Raw genomic sequence first — 15,636 nt, forward strand, 5'->3', positions numbered from 1 at the left:
GGGACGACATAGGGTGAGAAATCTGGGCGTCGGCAAGGACCGGGCAGGATCATTCTCCTGCCCGGTCTTTGCGGCTATTCCTTGGCAGGCTCGCCCTTGGCGCGCACATCGGCAATCAGGCTGCGCAGCAGACGGACCTTGACGCCATCCGAGATCTCGACTTCGAGCTCGGCATCATCAACCACCTTGGTGACCTTGGCCAAGATGCCGCCGCCGGTGACGATCTGGTCGCCGCGGCGCACATTCTTGAGCATTTCCTCACGCTTTTTCATCTGCGTGCGCTGCGGACGAATGATGAGGAAATACATGATCACGAAGATCAGAAGGAATGGCAGGATCGACATCACCATTTCGCTGCCGCCGCCGCCCATAAGGGACTGGGCATGTGCCGGGGTCACAAACATGAAAAACTCCTTGAGAATAAGTATGGAGGCCCGAAAGCGCCCCCTACAGTCGAGCGGAATATAGTGGCAAGATAGCCGATTGCAACGCAAACATGGGACACGGCGCCCCAATTTGCCTGCCTAAACAACTTTTCTGCACCTGCATGTCATGCTACCCGCTTGCCACGCCATGTCGGCAAGCCACCCGAACCCCGGACCATCGCATGCAAGATGAAATCGCCCGCCAGATCCTCGCCGAACTCGCCCGCCTGTCCCGCGCCGTGGAATCACTGGCGCCCGCAGCCCCGCAGACCAATGATTTTGACGCGGCCGAATGCTTTGTCTGGGATGCAGACACCCACCATCTCGCCCCTGTCGGCAAGCCCAACCGGATCGACATCGGTCTGATCAAGGGCGTCGATCATGTCCGTGACATCCTGGTCGACAACACCCGCCGCTTCGCCCATGGCGTTGCCGCCAATAATGTGCTGCTGTGGGGCGCGCGCGGCATGGGCAAGTCCTCGCTGGTCAAGTCGGTTCACGCCACGCTGAGCGCCGAGGACGGGCTTGTTGCGCCGCTGAAGCTGGTCGAGATCCATCGCGAGGACATCAACTCGCTGCCGGCGCTGATGAGCATTCTCAGGCCGGTTTCAGCCCGCTTCATCCTGTTTTGCGACGATTTGTCATTCGACCATGACGACACCGCCTACAAGTCGCTCAAGGCGGCGCTGGATGGCGGCATTGAGGGCCGGCCCGACAATGTCCTGCTTTATGCCACCTCGAACCGAAGGCACCTGCTGCCGCGCGACATGATCGAGAACGAGCGCTCCACCGCGATCAACCCCAGCGAGGCGGTCGAGGAGAAGGTCTCGCTGTCAGACCGGTTCGGCCTCTGGCTCGGCTTCCACAAATGCAGCCAGGACGAATATCTGGAGATGATTTCGGGTTATGCTGCCCATTACGGGCTGGACGGCGATCCGGAAGGATTGCGTGCCGAGGCGCTCGAATGGTCGACCACACGCGGCGCCCGCTCGGGACGCGTTGCCTGGCAGTTCATCCAGGATCTCGCCGGCCGCTCCGGCAAGGCGCTCTGAACCGGACCAGCATTACCATGACAAAAAGGGCCGGCGCTCAAAACGCCGGCCCTTTGTATTGAAGCCCTGAGGGGCTGCTATTCGAGATAGGTGGTCGGATCGACCGGCGCCGCATTCTTGCGCACTTCGAAATGCAGCCGCGGGGTCTTGGCCGCACCGGTCATGCCGGAACTGGCAACCACCTGACCGCGGACAACCTTGTCGCCCCGATTGACATTGAGCGTCTGTGCATGGGCATAGACCGTCACCAGGCCATCGTCGTGGCGGACCAGAACGGTCTTGCCATATTCCTTCAGCCCGTCGCCGGAATAGATGACCACACCGTTTTCTGCGGCCTTGATCGGGGTTCCGGCAGGCATCGAGATGTCGATGCCGTCATTGCGCTTGCCGTTTTCGGACTTGGCGAAGCCGGTGATCACCTGACCGCGGGCCGGCCAGCGCAGCTTGCCGATGCCGGTTGCTGCCGGCGCAATCGAGGCCACGTCAGCCTTGGTCTTGGCGGCGACGCCATCGGCGGCGGCGCTGACGGGCGGAGTGTAGGATTTCGGTGCATTTTCGGTCGGGATCGAGGCCGTAGATGTCTGGTCCGGCGTCTGCGACCCCGCACCCGGAATGACAAGCGACTGACCGATGCGGATATTCGAGCCGGAGATGTTGTTGGCCGATTTCAGCGCATCAATGCCGACACCCTGTTCACGGGCGATCTTGCTCAGCGTGTCACCGCTCTTGACCGTGTAGGCGCCACCGGCAGACGCGGGCGCTTTTGTGTTCGAAGCGGTGTCGCTGACCACTTCTTCCGACATGGTGCCGGTTGACGGATTGCGCAGCGACGGAGCGGCCGGCAGCACGGCGGCATCGCGGTGCGGCGCCGGTACCGGCATCGGAAGATTGTCCTGCCTGGCCTCGCCCTGCAGCCCTGCGCTCGACTTGGCCGACCGTGTTTTCGGATTGCTGTCAGGAGCGGATACCGGAGCCTGCCGCGAATAGACATAAACCGGGATCAGCAGCTGACGGCCCGATGCCACCTTGGAAGGATCGGAAATGCCGTTGGCCTTGATGATCTCGCTCGCCGGAACGCCATAGCGCTTGGACAGGTTGTAGATGGTCTCGCCGGGTCCCAGCGTGATGCGGGTGCCTCCGGCTGTCGTCCACCCTGCCGAGCTCGGCGCCGTGCCGGTGACAATCGGATCAGGCGCCAGAACCGGCTGGCTGTTGTTGCTGTAGACCTGTGCGACCGGGACGTTCGAGGACATCGGCGCGGGCCGTTCTGGGAAAGCTTGCGGCGCAGGGTTGCTGGGGGCAGCGAGCGCTGGCTGAGCCATGGGTTCCAAACTCCGTGAGGCAATATTCTGTGGCGATGGCAAAACCTGACGCGCAACCGATTGCTGACTCGGAATCAGGTTCGATGAGGAAGACACCGATCGCGCCACGGAACCCGGGATCGATCCGGTTGAAGTCGGTTCGTAACCCTGCTGCGCCTGCGTGCGGTAATCGCCGGGATAGGCCTGCGAGACAGAGGACGGCGCCTGCGGATAGGCTCCGGAGAAGCCTCCGGGCGGCACGGGATTGTCACCGCCCATCGGGGCGAGCGAGTCCGAGGATGGCGACGGGATCGAAGCGGTGAGCAACTGATCCGTGTTCTGATATGCAAAACGACTTGCATCCGAACTGCATGCCGCAGCCGACCCCGCCAGCAGGGCGACGCCGAACAAACGGAACACAGAAACATTCAGGACGACAGATTGTCTGAGACGCATAACACTACCCAATCAACGCAAAACCAACTGATATGATTAAAGCGTGTTAGTGTTACTCATCAGTTAAGACGAAGCATTTCCATGTAAATTATGACGCTGGATGGGTCATAACGCGGCGGCGACAGCCGGCGTCAAGGCCCGGTAGGGAACCTCGAAAAGATCTTCCCGCTCGAAACGGCTGCCGATCTTGGTCAGCCGCGCCATCTGCGCCCGGCCATCATCCTTGAGGATCGGCGCCAGCATCACACCGCCTGACGCAAGCTGGTCGACGAACAGGCGCGGCATGCCCTCGAAGGCGCCGGTGGAAATGATCCGGTCAAAATTCCCCTCGCCGCTCAACCCCTTGGTGCCGTCCGCCTGACGCGCCGTCACATTGGACAGGCCGAGATGGGCGAAACGCTGCTGCGCAAGTTGAACCAGGGTCTTGTAGCGGTCCACCGTCAGCACCCGTTCGGCAAGACGCGCCGCGACGGCGGCGAGAAAGCCGCTGCCGGTGCCGATATCGAGAACCCTGTGACCCGGCTCGATGGCCAGCAGCGACAGCAGCCGCGCCACCAGGTCAGCGCTTTCGGCAAAGCCGCCGCAATCGATCGGCAAGAGCCGGTCCTGATAACAGGCATCGGCATAGGCGGCGGAGACAAACAGGGTTCGCGGCGTCTGTTCAAACGCCGTCAGCAGCGGCTTGTCGGCAATGCCTTCAGCCCGCAGACGCAGAAACAGGCTGGCAAATCCTTCTTTTTCCAGCAGGCGGACATTCATCGATCAAGCTTCCAGGGCACTGGCGATTTTCTCCTGGACCAGATGATTGGTCAGATCCAGCTTCAGCGGGGTAACCGACACATAGCCCTTCGTGATCGCCTTGATGTCGCTGTTGGCTTCCGGAGAAAAATCACGGCGGCCGAACTTCAGCCAGAAATAGGGAAAACCGCGGCCATCATGGCGCTCTTCGATCGACAGTCCATGGGTCAGTTGACCCTGATCGGTGACAACCACGCCCTTGACCTCATCCACCGCGCAATTGGGGAAATTGATGTTGAGCAAGGTGCCTGCAGGCAGGTCGATCTCGATGAGTTTCTTCAGCAGCGCCGGCGCCAGCGTCTCGACCACGTCCCAGGGCATGATCCGGCCATCCTTGAACGCATAGGCCTGGCTGATCGCGATTGACCTCACACCGAGCAGCGTGCCTTCCATGGCGCCGGCCACGGTGCCGGAATAGGTCACGTCATCGGCGACGTTCTGGCCGGAATTGACGCCGGACAGCACCAGATCCGGCGCCCGGTCCATCAGCCGCTTCACCGCCATGATCACACAATCGGTCGGCGTGCCGCGCAGCGCAAAGGTCTTCTCGCGGACCTCGCGCAGCCGCAGCGGTTCCGACAGCGTCAGCGAATGCGCAAGCCCGCTCTGGTCGGTCTCGGGCGCAACGATCCAGACATCGTCGGACAGCGTCCGGGCGATGCGCTCCAGCACCTCAAGTCCCTCGGCATGAATGCCGTCGTCATTGGTGATGAGTATGCGCATGGCCGTTTCCCTCAAAAGTTGCCGCGTCAGACCGCTTTCCCGATTGTCGTCAGCCCGCCCATATAGGGCACCAGCGCCTCGGGCACGGTGATCGAGCCATCGGCATTCTGATAGTTTTCCATCACCGCAATCAGGCAGCGGCCCACGGCCACGCCGGACCCGTTGAGCGTATGGACGAAGCGGGTGGCCTTGTCGCCGGCCTTGCGGCACCGCGCATTCATGCGGCGACCCTGAAAGTCGCCGCACACCGAGCAGGACGAAATCTCGCGATAGGCGTCCTGCCCCGGCATCCAGACCTCGATGTCATAGGTCTTCTGTGCGCCAAAGCCCATGTCACCGGTGCACAGCACGATGGTCCGGAACGGCAGACCCAGCCGCTCGAGCACGGTTTCGGCGCTGGCGGTCATCCGCTCATGTTCGGCAAGCGATGTCTCGGGTGTTGTCACAGAGACCAGCTCCACCTTGGTGAACTGATGCTGGCGCAGCATGCCGCGCGTGTCGCGGCCTGCCGATCCGGCTTCGGAACGGAAACAGGCGGTTTGCGCCACATAGCGCTTCGGCAGCTCTTCCTCGGCAATGATCTCGCCCGCCGCCATATAGGTCAGCGGCACCTCGGCCGTCGGGATCAGCCAGCGGCCATCCGTGGTGCGGAACAGGTCGTCACCGAATTTCGGCAGCTTGTCGGTTCCGTAGGCCGCGGCATCATTGACCATCAGCGGCGGATTGACCTCCGTATAGCCGTGCTCGCTGGTGTGAAGATCAAGCATGAACTGGCCCAGCGCGCGCTCAAGCCGTGCCAGCGCACCGGTCAGGATCGTGAACCGTGCGCCCGACATTTTCGCCGCGCGCTCGAAATCCATCAGTCCCAGCGCTTCGCCGAGCTCGTAATGTTCCTTCGGTTTAAATCCGAGATCAGGCTTTTCGCCGACCTTGCGCACTTCGACATTTTCGCTCTCATCGGCACCGACAGGCACCTCGTCGAGCGGAATGTTGGGCAGCACCGACAGCGCATGCTTGAGCGCCTCGTCGAGCTCGCGCTCCCCGGCTTCGCCGAATTGCAGCTCGTCCTTGATCGTGGCGACTTCCGCCTTCAGTGCATCCGCCGTGGCCTGGTCCTTGGCGGCCATGGCCTTGCCGATATCCTTGGAGGCAAGATTGCGGCGTTCCTGCAGCGCCTGAAGCGCGCTGACATGGCTGCGGCGGGCTTCATCAAGCTCGATCAGCTTCTGCGCCTGGGGCTCGGCCCCGCGCTTGGCCAGTGCCGCGTCAAGAGCTGCGGGGTTGTCTCGTATCCATTTGATGTCAAGCATGGCTGGTCCCGGTAGTCGAATGGCAGCGCCCACCCTGGAACCGTGCCGTCAGCCGGCACGGTGCAATGTCCAAACCGAGGCTCAGGCGTCCCCTTCGGGATCGGCATCCGCAGACGAAGATGTTTCGTCAGTTTCCGCCGACGCCGCTCGCGCAGCGCGCTGACGCTCCACGAGGCGGGCGCAATAGATGGCAATCTCGTAAAGAAGGATGGTTGGCAGCGCAAGCCCGATCTGGGAGACCGGATCGGGCGGTGTCAGGATCGCGGCGGCAATGAAGGCTGCAACGATCGCATATTTGCGCTTGTCCTTCAGGCCCTGGCTGCTCACCAGGCCGACCCGCGCCAGAAGCGTGGTGACGACCGGCAACTGGAACACCAGGCCGAAGGCAAAGATCAGCGTCATGATCAGGCTGAGATATTCCGACACCTTCGGCAGCAGCATGATGGAGGCTTCGCCCGTGCCGCCGGTCTGTTCCATCGACAGAAAGAACCACATCACCATCGGCGTGAAGAAGAAATAGACCAGTGCCGCGCCCAACAGGAACAGCAGCGGCGAAGCCACCAGGAACGGCAGAAAGGCGCCGCGCTCGTTCTTGTAGAGCCCGGGGGCCACGAATTTGTAGAGCTGTGCCGCAATCATCGGGAACGCCAGCACGAGACCGCCGAACATGCCGATCTTGATCTGGGTGAAGAAGAATTCCTGCGGCGCGGTGTAGATCAGCTCGATCTTGCGGTCGCTCATTCCGGCCCAGTCCACCGCCCAGGTGAACGGCTGCACCAGCATGTTGAACAACGGCTTGGCGAAGCCGAAGCACAGCAGGAACGCCAGAAAGAAGGCGCCAACGGCCCACATCAGCCGATTGCGCAGTTCCATCAGATGCGACAGCAGCGGCTGCGGCTTGTCTTCGATATCGTCGGTCACGCCTGGCCCTCGCCTTGCTTGGGTTTCCGGGCGCGAGGCGCAGCCTTGGGCTTGGCCGGTGCCTTGGCGGCAGCGGCAGGCTTGGCCTTGGCTGCCGGTGTGGATGCTGCACCGGTCTTTGATGCCGCCGGCTTGGACTTGGACGAAGCTGTCGAAGCCGCCGGCTTGGTTTTGGCTGCCGCCTTGGCCGGAGCCTGTGCCGCGGCTTTGTCGCCGGGCTTGCGCACCGAACCGGCAGGCTTTGCTGCTGGTGTCGTGGGCTCGGCCCCGGCCGCGGTTTCGGCTTTGACCGGTGCCGGCTCGGCGGATTTGATTTCCGGCGGACCATCGGCAAGCTTCATTGTCGAGGGCGGAATATCCACCTTCGGCTGGTTGGCCACGCCCGCAGCCGGCGACTTCACCGATTTTTCCAGATCCGCGCGGATGTCCTTGGCGGAATCCTTGAGCGGATTGACGGCATCGCGAATGCTCTGCATCGGATTGAGCTTCTTGGCGTCGTCGAATGTCTTCTTGACATCACCAAGCTCGGCTTCACGCAAGGCATCATCGAACTGACCCCGAAACTCGTTCGCCATCGACTTGAGTTTCTTGGTGGTGCGGCCGAAGGCACGCAGCATCGGTGGAAGGTCCTTTGGACCAACCACGATGATCAGCACGATGGCAACGACCAGAAGCTCTGGCCAACCTATGTCGAACATTCAGGCGTCTCCTCACCCGTCAGGGTAACGGGATTGGGGTGTCAGCCGCGATCCTTGGCTTCTTCAGCCTTGGCGTCGACAGTCTTGGACTCGACGGTCTTGGTCTCGGGCGCGGCGTCATCGTCGCCCATGCCCTTCTTGAAGCTTTTGATTCCCTTGGCAACATCGCCCATCAGTTCCGGGATCTTGCCGCGACCGAAAAGAAGCAGAACGACGACCAGAACGATAAGCCAATGCCAAACGCTGAATGAACCCATGATACTCTCCTGTATGCATCCTACCCTGATTTAGGGTGTTTATCCGTTTGTTTCAAACACCAAAATGTCACGCTGGTTGACAGTAACCGAAACATCGCGGGCGCCTGCCCTTAATTGGCCAGCGCGGATGCGTGCGTCAATAGGACTTTCGCCCCCTGCAACAACCAAGGTCACCAGCTCTTCAACTCCCAGGAACCGGCGTGCGACAATTCGTGCTGAGACGCCGCAGGGCGTCTCGGTGATTTCTACGCCGGGAAGCCTTATGGCAATCGAGACGCTCGCGCCATCAGAAAAACCCTCCGCCTGCACCGGACCCACAGGTGTCTGCGCGATTCCGCCTGAAACCGAGCTTTCGAACACATTGATTTCAGAGAAGAATCCGGCAGCAAACAGGTTGACCGGCCGATGGTAGAGGTCTTCGCCGGTTCCCACCTGCTCAAGCCTGCCGTCGCGCAGCAAGGCAATGCGGTCGCCCATCCGCATGGCTTCCTCAGCGTCATGCGTCACCACGATCGCTGTCGCCCGGGCTTCGCGCAGGATGGCCAGCGTTTCGGCGCGGACACTGTCCTTGAGCCGCGAATCAAGCCCGGAGAAAGGTTCATCCATCAGCAGGACCGCTGGCCGTGGCGCCAGCGCCCGGGCCAGCGCCACGCGCTGCTGCTCGCCGCCCGACAGCGCATGCGGGAAATTGTCGGCGTAATGGATCATCCCCACCCGGTCGAGCGCCGCAAGTGCCTCGCGCCTGGCGTCAGCCTTCGACAAAGCGGTCAGGCCGAAGCGGACATTGTCGAGAATCGTAAGATGCGGAAACAGCGCGAAATCCTGGAACATCAGACCGATGCCGCGGCGTTCGGGTGGCAGGTTGACCGACGGCCCGGCAATCTCGCGGTCATTGAGCAGCAGCCGTCCCCGGCCCAGGGGCTCGATCCCGGCCGCGATCCGGAGCAAGGTGGTCTTGCCTGACCCCGACGGGCCGAGCAGGCACAGCACCTCGCCCGGTTCAGCGGTCAGGCTGACGCCACGCAATGTCGGCAGGTCGCCATAGCAATGATGGACATCTTCAAACGCCAGACGCGCGGCAAAGGTGACACCTGCCGTTCTGCGCGCGATCGCCGTTCTTGTCTGCTGTATCACGGTGGTCCGGACCCTTGCTTTGACCAATCAACCGCTCCGGATGGAAACCGGAACCGCAGGCTTAGTCCTCTGCTTCTCCCATCGGAGTCAAGAGACCAAGCTCTTCGAGATCCATTTGCGTGATCGGATCCTCCTCCTCGGTGAGGTCGTCATTGGCCGGCGGAATCGGCGGATGGAAATTCGACGGCACCCGTCCCGACAGCAGCCCGGCGCCCTTCAGCTCATCCATGCCCGGCAGGTCGCGCAGGTCTTCCAGCCCGAAATGGTCGAGAAAGGCCGCCGTCGTGCCATAGGTGACCGGACGCCCCGGTGTCCGCCGTCTGCCGCGCATTCGCACCCAGCCGGTTTCCATCAACACATCCAGCGTGCCTTTCGACGTGGCCACGCCGCGCACATCCTCGATCTCGGCCCGGGTTACCGGCTGATGATAGGCAATCGTCGACAACACCTCGAGGCCGGCGCGCGACAGCTTCTTGATTTCGGTTTCCTCGCGCCGGATCAGGAATCCGAGATCGGCAGCGGTGCGAAACGCCCAGGCATTGTCGACACGAACCAGGTTGACGCCGCGATCGGCATAGAACCGGGCCAGCCGCGCCATCACCACGCCGACCGGCGCGCCGTCGGGCAGTTTGCCGGCGATCAGGTTTTCCGCCACCGGGTCGGTCGAGGCAAAGATCAGCGCCTCAGCAATGCGCTCGGCCTCGTGCAGGGCGCGCTCCCTGAGCGCATCGAGTGCGTCCGACCCCATGTCGTCATCCTCCGCGTGGTCGGCATCGCCGGGATAGGCCATTGCCGTTCCGTGACCAGGATCCATTGTCATGGCTTGCTCCCTGCGCTGACGGCGGGCTGCTGCGGCCGCCGCATGAAGATCGGTTGAAAGGCGCCGTCCTGGCGGATTTCGAGCCGCCCTTCCCGCACCATTTCCAGGCTGGCGGCAAAGGAACTGGCGATCGCCGTGGTGCGCTCCTCCGGATCCGACAGATAGCGGATCAGGTACTGGTCAAGCGCCGTCCAGTCCTTGAGCTCGCCGATCAGGCGAAACAGGATGACCCGGGCGTCGCTGAGCGACCAGACCCGCCGCCGCGAGATCGTCACCTGGGTGAGTGACTGGCGCTGCTTCTGCGCCGCATAGGCGGTCAGCAGATCATACAGCGTCGCATCGAAACTCGACGTCCGGTCGATCACCATCGGCTCGGGGTCGCCGCGCCCGAACACGTCACGGCCCAGCCGGTTGCGGTTGACCAGACGCGTTGCAGCTTCCCGCATGGCTTCGAGCCGCTTGAGCCGGAACGCCAGCGCTGCCGCCATTTCCTCGCCGCTGGGCTCGTCGCCCTTTCCGCTCTGCGGGATCAGCAGCCGGGATTTGAGATAGGCAAGCCAGGCGGCCATCACCAGGTAATCTGCTGCCAGTTCCAACCGCAAGCCGCGCGCCTTTTCGACAAACTGCAGATATTGCTCTGCGAGCGCCAGCACCGAGATATGGGCCAGATCCACCTTCTGGGTGCGTGCCAGATGCAACAGCAGATCCAGCGGTCCTTCAAAACCCTCGACATCAATGACCAGCGACGGATCGCTCAGGGCGCGCTCGGTATTGGCATTGTCCCACACCGCATCCATGGGTGTGACGCCCCTGGCCATCCTGCCGGGCGCTCCGCCTGTGTTGCGGTTGCCGTTGCTCACCATTGCCGCCTTTCAGCCCGAAGGTTAGGAGGCTGCCATCAGCCCCTCGAATTCATCACGCAATGCCGCTTCGTCGCTTGCATCGGGGTCGCCAAACGCCGCCGTCACGGCGTGCGCCCGCCGCAAGCTGTCCGCGGCCAGAACCGGGCTTGCCGAGGCCACGGCCTCCATTTCAGCCCGGTTTCCATTGCAGTGCAATGTGACATCGCATCCCGCGGCGAAAATTGCACCCGTCCTCGTGGCGAAATCCCCAGAAAGCGCGTTCATCGACACGTCATCGGACATCAAGAGACCGTCAAACCCGATCTCGGAGCGGATCACCTCCTCCACCACGCGGCGCGATGTGGTCGCCGGCTGGTCCGGATCGATGTCGGTGAACACCACATGCGCCGACATTGCCATCGCCTCGGCGGCAAGCGCCTTGAACGGAACGAAGTCACGCGCGGAGAGCTCCGCGCGGGAGGCATCCACATGCGGCAGCTCGTGATGCGTGTCCGCACCGGCACGGCCATGGCCGGGAATATGCTTGATCACCGGCAGCATTCCGCCGGCCTTGAGCCCCTCGCAGGCCGCCTGCCCGAGCGCCGCCACCACCTCTGGCGTGATCCCGTAGGCGCGGCTGCCGATGACTTCGTGACCACCCGGCGACGGCACATCAAGCACAGGCAGGCAGTCAACAGTGATGCCCAATGGAAAAAGGTCAAAGGCATGCAGACGCGACATGATCCAGGTCGCGCGCAATCCCGCTTCCCGATTGGCCAGATACAGGGCGCCGAGATCCGCACCGGAGGGATATTGCGGCACCAAGGGTGGCTTGAACCGCTGCACCCGGCCGCCTTCCTGATCGATCAGCACCGGCGCATCCGCACGCCCGATGCTGTCGCGAAGACTGGCGGTCAGATCCGCGACCTGGTCCAGGCTGATGATGTTCCGGCCGAAGAGGATGAATCCCCATGGCTGGTTGTCGGCAAAAAACGCCGCTTCGCCGGAACTCAGCTCCGGTCCGGCGCATCCGAAAATGACTGCTTTTGATTCGCTCATGGGCCAATGGTAGTCGATCGCAAAAGTTTTGACAGAGTTCCTCTGCGTGCGGCACCACCGACTGGCAAAAGGGGCGCGCTTTGCAGCGCACCCCTTATTTCAAGTCCATCTTGTTCAGGCTTCAGCGCGACACGAAACAGCTTCCGCCGGCCGCCTTGTAGCGACTGCACAAGGCATTGGCCTGGTCGCGGGAACCGGCTGGAACCCTGACCCGGTGGAACACGCCCTTGCCGGGAATATCCGCGCGCTGGATGTCGACGGGGAGCCCGCCAAGCACCGAGTTGTAACGGCTCGACAGAGTGTTCCAGGATGCCTGAGCCCCTTCTGCGCTGGGCTGCGAGGCGATCTGCATATAGTAGCCGCCGGGATTGGCCACCGGCGCCGCTGCGGCGGGAGCGGCAGCCACTTCCACCGGCTGAGCCTGCGCTGGCGCCGTCGCAGCCGGGGTTTGAGGTGCTGCGGCAACAGCGCCGCCCTGGGTGACCGTACCAACCACATTGACCGGCTGATCGGCAGGACGGCCCTGCGGGATCGGCGCATTGGACACAGGCAGGATCTGCTGTGTGGTGACCACGCGCACCGGCGCGATCGAAGTGTTGTCGTCTGCGGTGGCGGTGCCGTTGGCATCGGCGCTGGCTTCGGTCGAAGCCTGTTCCATAACAGGAGCCTCGGCCACGACATCATCGGGCTGCGACAACTGCATGGTGGGAACCTTCGGCTCGGCCGTTTCGGCGGCGGTCTGGTCCGGGGCTGCAAGCGGCTCTGCGGCACCCGTCGGGGCTGCCTCGGCGGTCTGCGGTGTCTCGGTCACCGGCTGCGCGGTTTCTGCCACCGGATCGGGATCCTCGCGGGCCACGATGGAGCCGTCAGGCTTGACGATCATGGTGCGTACCTTGCGCGGCGAAACCACCGCAGGTGCAGCCACATTGGCGTCGGATTCCGCCATCGCCCCATCGGCGAGCAGCCGGTCTTCGGATTTGAGCGGCACGTCGCCACGGCCTTCAAGCGGCAGGATTTCGGGATCGAGCGTGCGCTGGACCACATCCACCGGTTCTTCGGCCGAATTGATCAGCGTCGGCTGTCCGGTCGAGGCGCCATCACCACCGGCGACACGGTCATAGACCGCCTTGTCCTGGTTGGGCACGGTCACGCCACCGGGGTTTTCCGGCAGCACCTTCACCGGATCGGTGTCGGCCCGGATGATCCGCGGTCCGCCGTCGGCGGTTGTCTCGTCGTTTGACCACATGCTCCAGCCCAGGGCGCCTGCACCGGCAACCAGGGCCACGCCAAGCACCACCAGCGCCAGCACCGGGCCACGCGAACTCTCCGTGCGCTCGCGCTCGCTGTCGACATACATCAGGTCGTCCTGAAGATTTTCCAGCCCGCTCAGCGCCTCATCGTGATGAACATTCGAGACCTCCTCGAATTGCGCATGGACATTGTCGACGCCGAGTTCGCGTTCCAGTTCGATATAGTCCGGCGAGTGCTCATAGCCCCGCGCAGCCGAAGCGCCGCGGTTCCATCCTTCGGCACTGCCAAATGCGCCGGTGGCGCTCGGAGCGGCCACCGCTTCGCTTTCCGGTTCATGCCGGTCGACGATATCGGCGAAGTCCCGTTCAATCTCGCTGTCATAGTCGGGATCGATGGTCTGCGGCTCGTCATGGAACAGTTCGGGCACATCGATCTCGTTGACCGCTTCCAGCGTATCCTCAGGCTGCGAAATCAGGTCGGCGTCGAAATAATAGCCGTCCTCATCCGCCTGGACCGCGGGTTCCGACATATCTGTTCCAGTGTCCATATCTTCTTGCGGCGTCACGCCGACAGTCCGCGGCGCGACAAAGGCAGCCGCGACAGCCGCCGCAGCCAAGCCCGAGCGATCATCCCCGTCGGATTCGGACGAAGTGCTCTGCGTGTCCGCGTCCGCGTCCGGATCGGTGAACGAGAACCCGGTCTCACCGGTGTCAACCTGCGGGTCGGCCGGCTCGTCGTCAAACTGCCAGTCCACCATATCCGTGGCGTCAGCAGCGTCATCAGCGACAGCGACCGGCGTTACCGCCACCGGCTCGGGTGCCGCCTGTTCATCTTCGACCACCGTATCAGCCAGCACTTGTTCGATATCGAGCTCGAACTCGTCCGCATCGTCAAAGCCGTCATTTGCGGGCGCGTCCATGCTGGCGGAAGAGCCGGAGAGATCCTCAAGTTCCTCGTCCATGGCCTCGGCAACACCGTCCTCGATGCTGTCGGACAACCAGTCGTCTGCGCCATCAGTCTCGACCGTATCCGCAGCACGGACCGTGTCGTCATAGGCGATATCGGCCAGAAGCTCCTCGGCGGCATCGTCGAAAACCGACAAATGCTCTGCCTCGGACTCCACAACCTGCGCTTCCTGGGTGGTGACCGATTCCGTCTCGGCTTCCGCGTCAGGCTCTGTTGGAGCTGCCGCTTCAACCTCGGCGCCGACGGCCGGGGCGTGTTCATCATCATTGTCCATGGCGACTTCGTGCTCGAACACATCAAGCTCGGTGGACAGATAGCTTTCGAAATCCATTTCCGCGTCGAGCGCCTCATCCGCCGGAGCGGTTTCATCGGCAGGCGCGGCGTCCGCTTCAGGCGCCTGATCGATCAGATCGGCCTCCGACCCTTCCAGGTCGCCCCCAAAGCCGCTTTCGAATGGCGACACTTCGTCAAACACTTTCGCGTCTGCCGGGTCGCCCTGCTCCGATGCGGGCTCGACTCTGAGATGAGTGATTTTCGGATCGGCTGGCGCAACCTGGAACCGGTCCATGTCGGCCAGAACGCTGTCACCGGAATCATCCGGCAACACGACCGGACGTCCGGCGCCGAAATCCGCAGCAATGACTTGTCCTGACTTGTTGAGGACCTGGTCGACGGGCACCGGCTTGCCGGTTGCCTGCGACATGGCCTCTTCCAGCCGACTGTCAAAATCGGGAATCTCCAGATCATTGATCATGTCATCGGCCTGGTCGTCGTCAGACCTGGCCGTATCCGCCGATGTCACGCCTGGCTCGTCATCCGCATCCAGATCAAGCTGAACCTCCCCGGCGTCAAAATCCGCGACAGAAACCGCCTCAGGATCGCCTTCCCCGGCATCAGGCTCGGCAGACGAGATCACATCGGCGCGCGAGTCGGCGGCCAGGGCCTCGACAGCCAGCGCTTCGGCGGCAAGAGCCTCCGACAGATCCCAGTCCAGGGAATCATCTTCGTCGTCTTCGGGATAGGAACTAGGCTCGACCGGTTCATCAGCGACCGCCATATCGTCGGCCTCTACAGGCTCGGTCATGACAGGTGAAGATGCGACCGGAACCGCCTCTTCCGCATCCGTGTCAGACGCCATCTCGGGCTCGGACGCGTCAACGTCACCCGTCTCGGGCTCGGGAGCTTCGGAATAGTCCCAGTCAGGTCCGAGATCGACGACGTCGTCACCCCAAGGGTCTTCAACATCCGCCTGCGAAACCGGCTCCTCGGCTTGCACCATTTCCTGGCGTGCAATCGGAGCTGCCTGGCGTGCAACCGGCGCGTTGTCGGAAGGACGTTCGACAGGCAGGTCCCGCTCGCGTGGTTCCGCAAGCTGCGGCACGTCAAGCTCGCGCATCAGCTCTGCTTCGAGATCCAGATCGCTGGAGTCGGGTTCCTCAACCGGCTTTTTCACCGGCTCGACGGGCCGCTCGTATCCGATGATCCGGGCAAGTTCCGCCAACGGATCATCGACTTCGGCATCCGGATTGGGGGACCGGCTGTTGCTATCCAATTGATCAACCATGCATCACTCACATACTCTTGCACAAATTCATGCCAGAGCAATGTGGGGAAAAGGTGACA

14 protein-coding genes are annotated in these 15,636 nt (G+C 62.7%); 1 reads left to right on the forward strand and 13 read right to left on the reverse strand.

Annotated elements, in window-relative coordinates; all coding sequences use genetic code 11:
• Positions 1 to 74: 74 nt before the first annotated feature.
• Positions 75 to 404: a preprotein translocase subunit YajC gene (gene yajC / locus OEG82_RS14425; RefSeq protein WP_267613103.1), complete on the reverse strand. Its 330-nt coding sequence runs from the start codon at positions 402 to 404 to the stop codon at positions 75 to 77.
• A gap of 203 nt (positions 405 to 607) precedes the next feature.
• Between yajC and OEG82_RS14430 the strand changes: the two genes are divergently transcribed.
• Entirely contained in the window at positions 608 to 1,477 is an 870-nt protein-coding gene (locus OEG82_RS14430) for an ATP-binding protein (RefSeq protein WP_267613104.1), read from the forward strand.
• Between the two features lie 77 nt (positions 1,478 to 1,554).
• On the opposite strand, the gene OEG82_RS14435 is transcribed toward OEG82_RS14430, so the two are convergent.
• The 12 genes from OEG82_RS14435 to OEG82_RS14490 all read right to left on the reverse strand — a co-directional run bounded on the left by OEG82_RS14435 (position 1,555) and on the right by OEG82_RS14490 (position 15,577).
• On the reverse strand, positions 1,555 to 2,730 hold the full coding sequence (locus tag OEG82_RS14435) for a peptidoglycan DD-metalloendopeptidase family protein (RefSeq protein WP_267613105.1): 1,176 nt from the start codon (positions 2,728 to 2,730) through the stop codon (positions 1,555 to 1,557).
• Between the two features lie 609 nt (positions 2,731 to 3,339).
• The gene (locus tag OEG82_RS14440) at positions 3,340 to 3,993 is read right to left on the reverse strand and encodes a protein-L-isoaspartate(D-aspartate) O-methyltransferase (RefSeq protein WP_267613106.1); all 654 of its coding nucleotides are present in this window, start codon (positions 3,991 to 3,993) and stop codon (positions 3,340 to 3,342) included.
• A 3-nt stretch (positions 3,994 to 3,996) separates the two neighbouring features.
• Positions 3,997 to 4,755 (reverse strand): 5'/3'-nucleotidase SurE, encoded by a 759-nt coding sequence (gene surE, locus OEG82_RS14445; RefSeq protein ID WP_267613107.1) that lies wholly within the window; start codon positions 4,753 to 4,755, stop codon positions 3,997 to 3,999.
• 26 nt (positions 4,756 to 4,781) lie between these two features.
• Positions 4,782 to 6,065, reverse strand: coding sequence for a serine--tRNA ligase (gene serS, locus OEG82_RS14450; protein WP_267613108.1), 1,284 nt, complete (start codon positions 6,063 to 6,065; stop codon positions 4,782 to 4,784).
• Positions 6,066 to 6,146: 81 nt separating this feature from the next.
• Positions 6,147 to 6,938 (reverse strand): twin-arginine translocase subunit TatC, encoded by a 792-nt coding sequence (gene tatC / locus OEG82_RS14455; protein ID WP_425497651.1) that lies wholly within the window; start codon positions 6,936 to 6,938, stop codon positions 6,147 to 6,149.
• Between the two features lie 44 nt (positions 6,939 to 6,982).
• Positions 6,983 to 7,684: a Sec-independent protein translocase protein TatB gene (gene tatB / locus OEG82_RS14460; protein WP_267613110.1), complete on the reverse strand. Its 702-nt coding sequence runs from the start codon at positions 7,682 to 7,684 to the stop codon at positions 6,983 to 6,985.
• 41 nt (positions 7,685 to 7,725) lie between these two features.
• On the reverse strand, positions 7,726 to 7,941 hold the full coding sequence (locus OEG82_RS14465) for a twin-arginine translocase TatA/TatE family subunit (RefSeq protein WP_267613111.1): 216 nt from the start codon (positions 7,939 to 7,941) through the stop codon (positions 7,726 to 7,728).
• A gap of 39 nt (positions 7,942 to 7,980) precedes the next feature.
• A complete protein-coding gene (locus OEG82_RS14470) occupies positions 7,981 to 9,102 on the reverse strand; it encodes an ABC transporter ATP-binding protein (RefSeq protein ID WP_425497590.1) in 1,122 nt (373 codons plus the stop codon).
• 34 nt (positions 9,103 to 9,136) lie between these two features.
• A complete protein-coding gene (scpB, locus tag OEG82_RS14475) occupies positions 9,137 to 9,823 on the reverse strand; it encodes an SMC-Scp complex subunit ScpB (RefSeq protein ID WP_267614962.1) in 687 nt (228 codons plus the stop codon).
• A gap of 68 nt (positions 9,824 to 9,891) precedes the next feature.
• Positions 9,892 to 10,758 carry a segregation and condensation protein A gene (locus OEG82_RS14480; protein ID WP_425497591.1) on the reverse strand — a complete coding sequence of 289 codons (867 nt, stop codon included), beginning with the start codon at positions 10,756 to 10,758 and terminating at the stop codon, positions 9,892 to 9,894.
• Positions 10,759 to 10,779: 21 nt separating this feature from the next.
• A complete protein-coding gene (gene nagZ, locus OEG82_RS14485) occupies positions 10,780 to 11,814 on the reverse strand; it encodes a beta-N-acetylhexosaminidase (protein ID WP_267614964.1) in 1,035 nt (344 codons plus the stop codon).
• A gap of 103 nt (positions 11,815 to 11,917) precedes the next feature.
• The gene (locus OEG82_RS14490; RefSeq protein ID WP_267613112.1) at positions 11,918 to 15,577 is read right to left on the reverse strand and encodes an SPOR domain-containing protein; all 3,660 of its coding nucleotides are present in this window, start codon (positions 15,575 to 15,577) and stop codon (positions 11,918 to 11,920) included.
• Positions 15,578 to 15,636: the final 59 nt, after the last annotated feature.

The sequence above is a fragment of the Hoeflea ulvae genome, from assembly GCF_026619435.1.
GTDB lineage: Bacteria > Pseudomonadota > Alphaproteobacteria > Rhizobiales > Rhizobiaceae > Hoeflea > Hoeflea ulvae.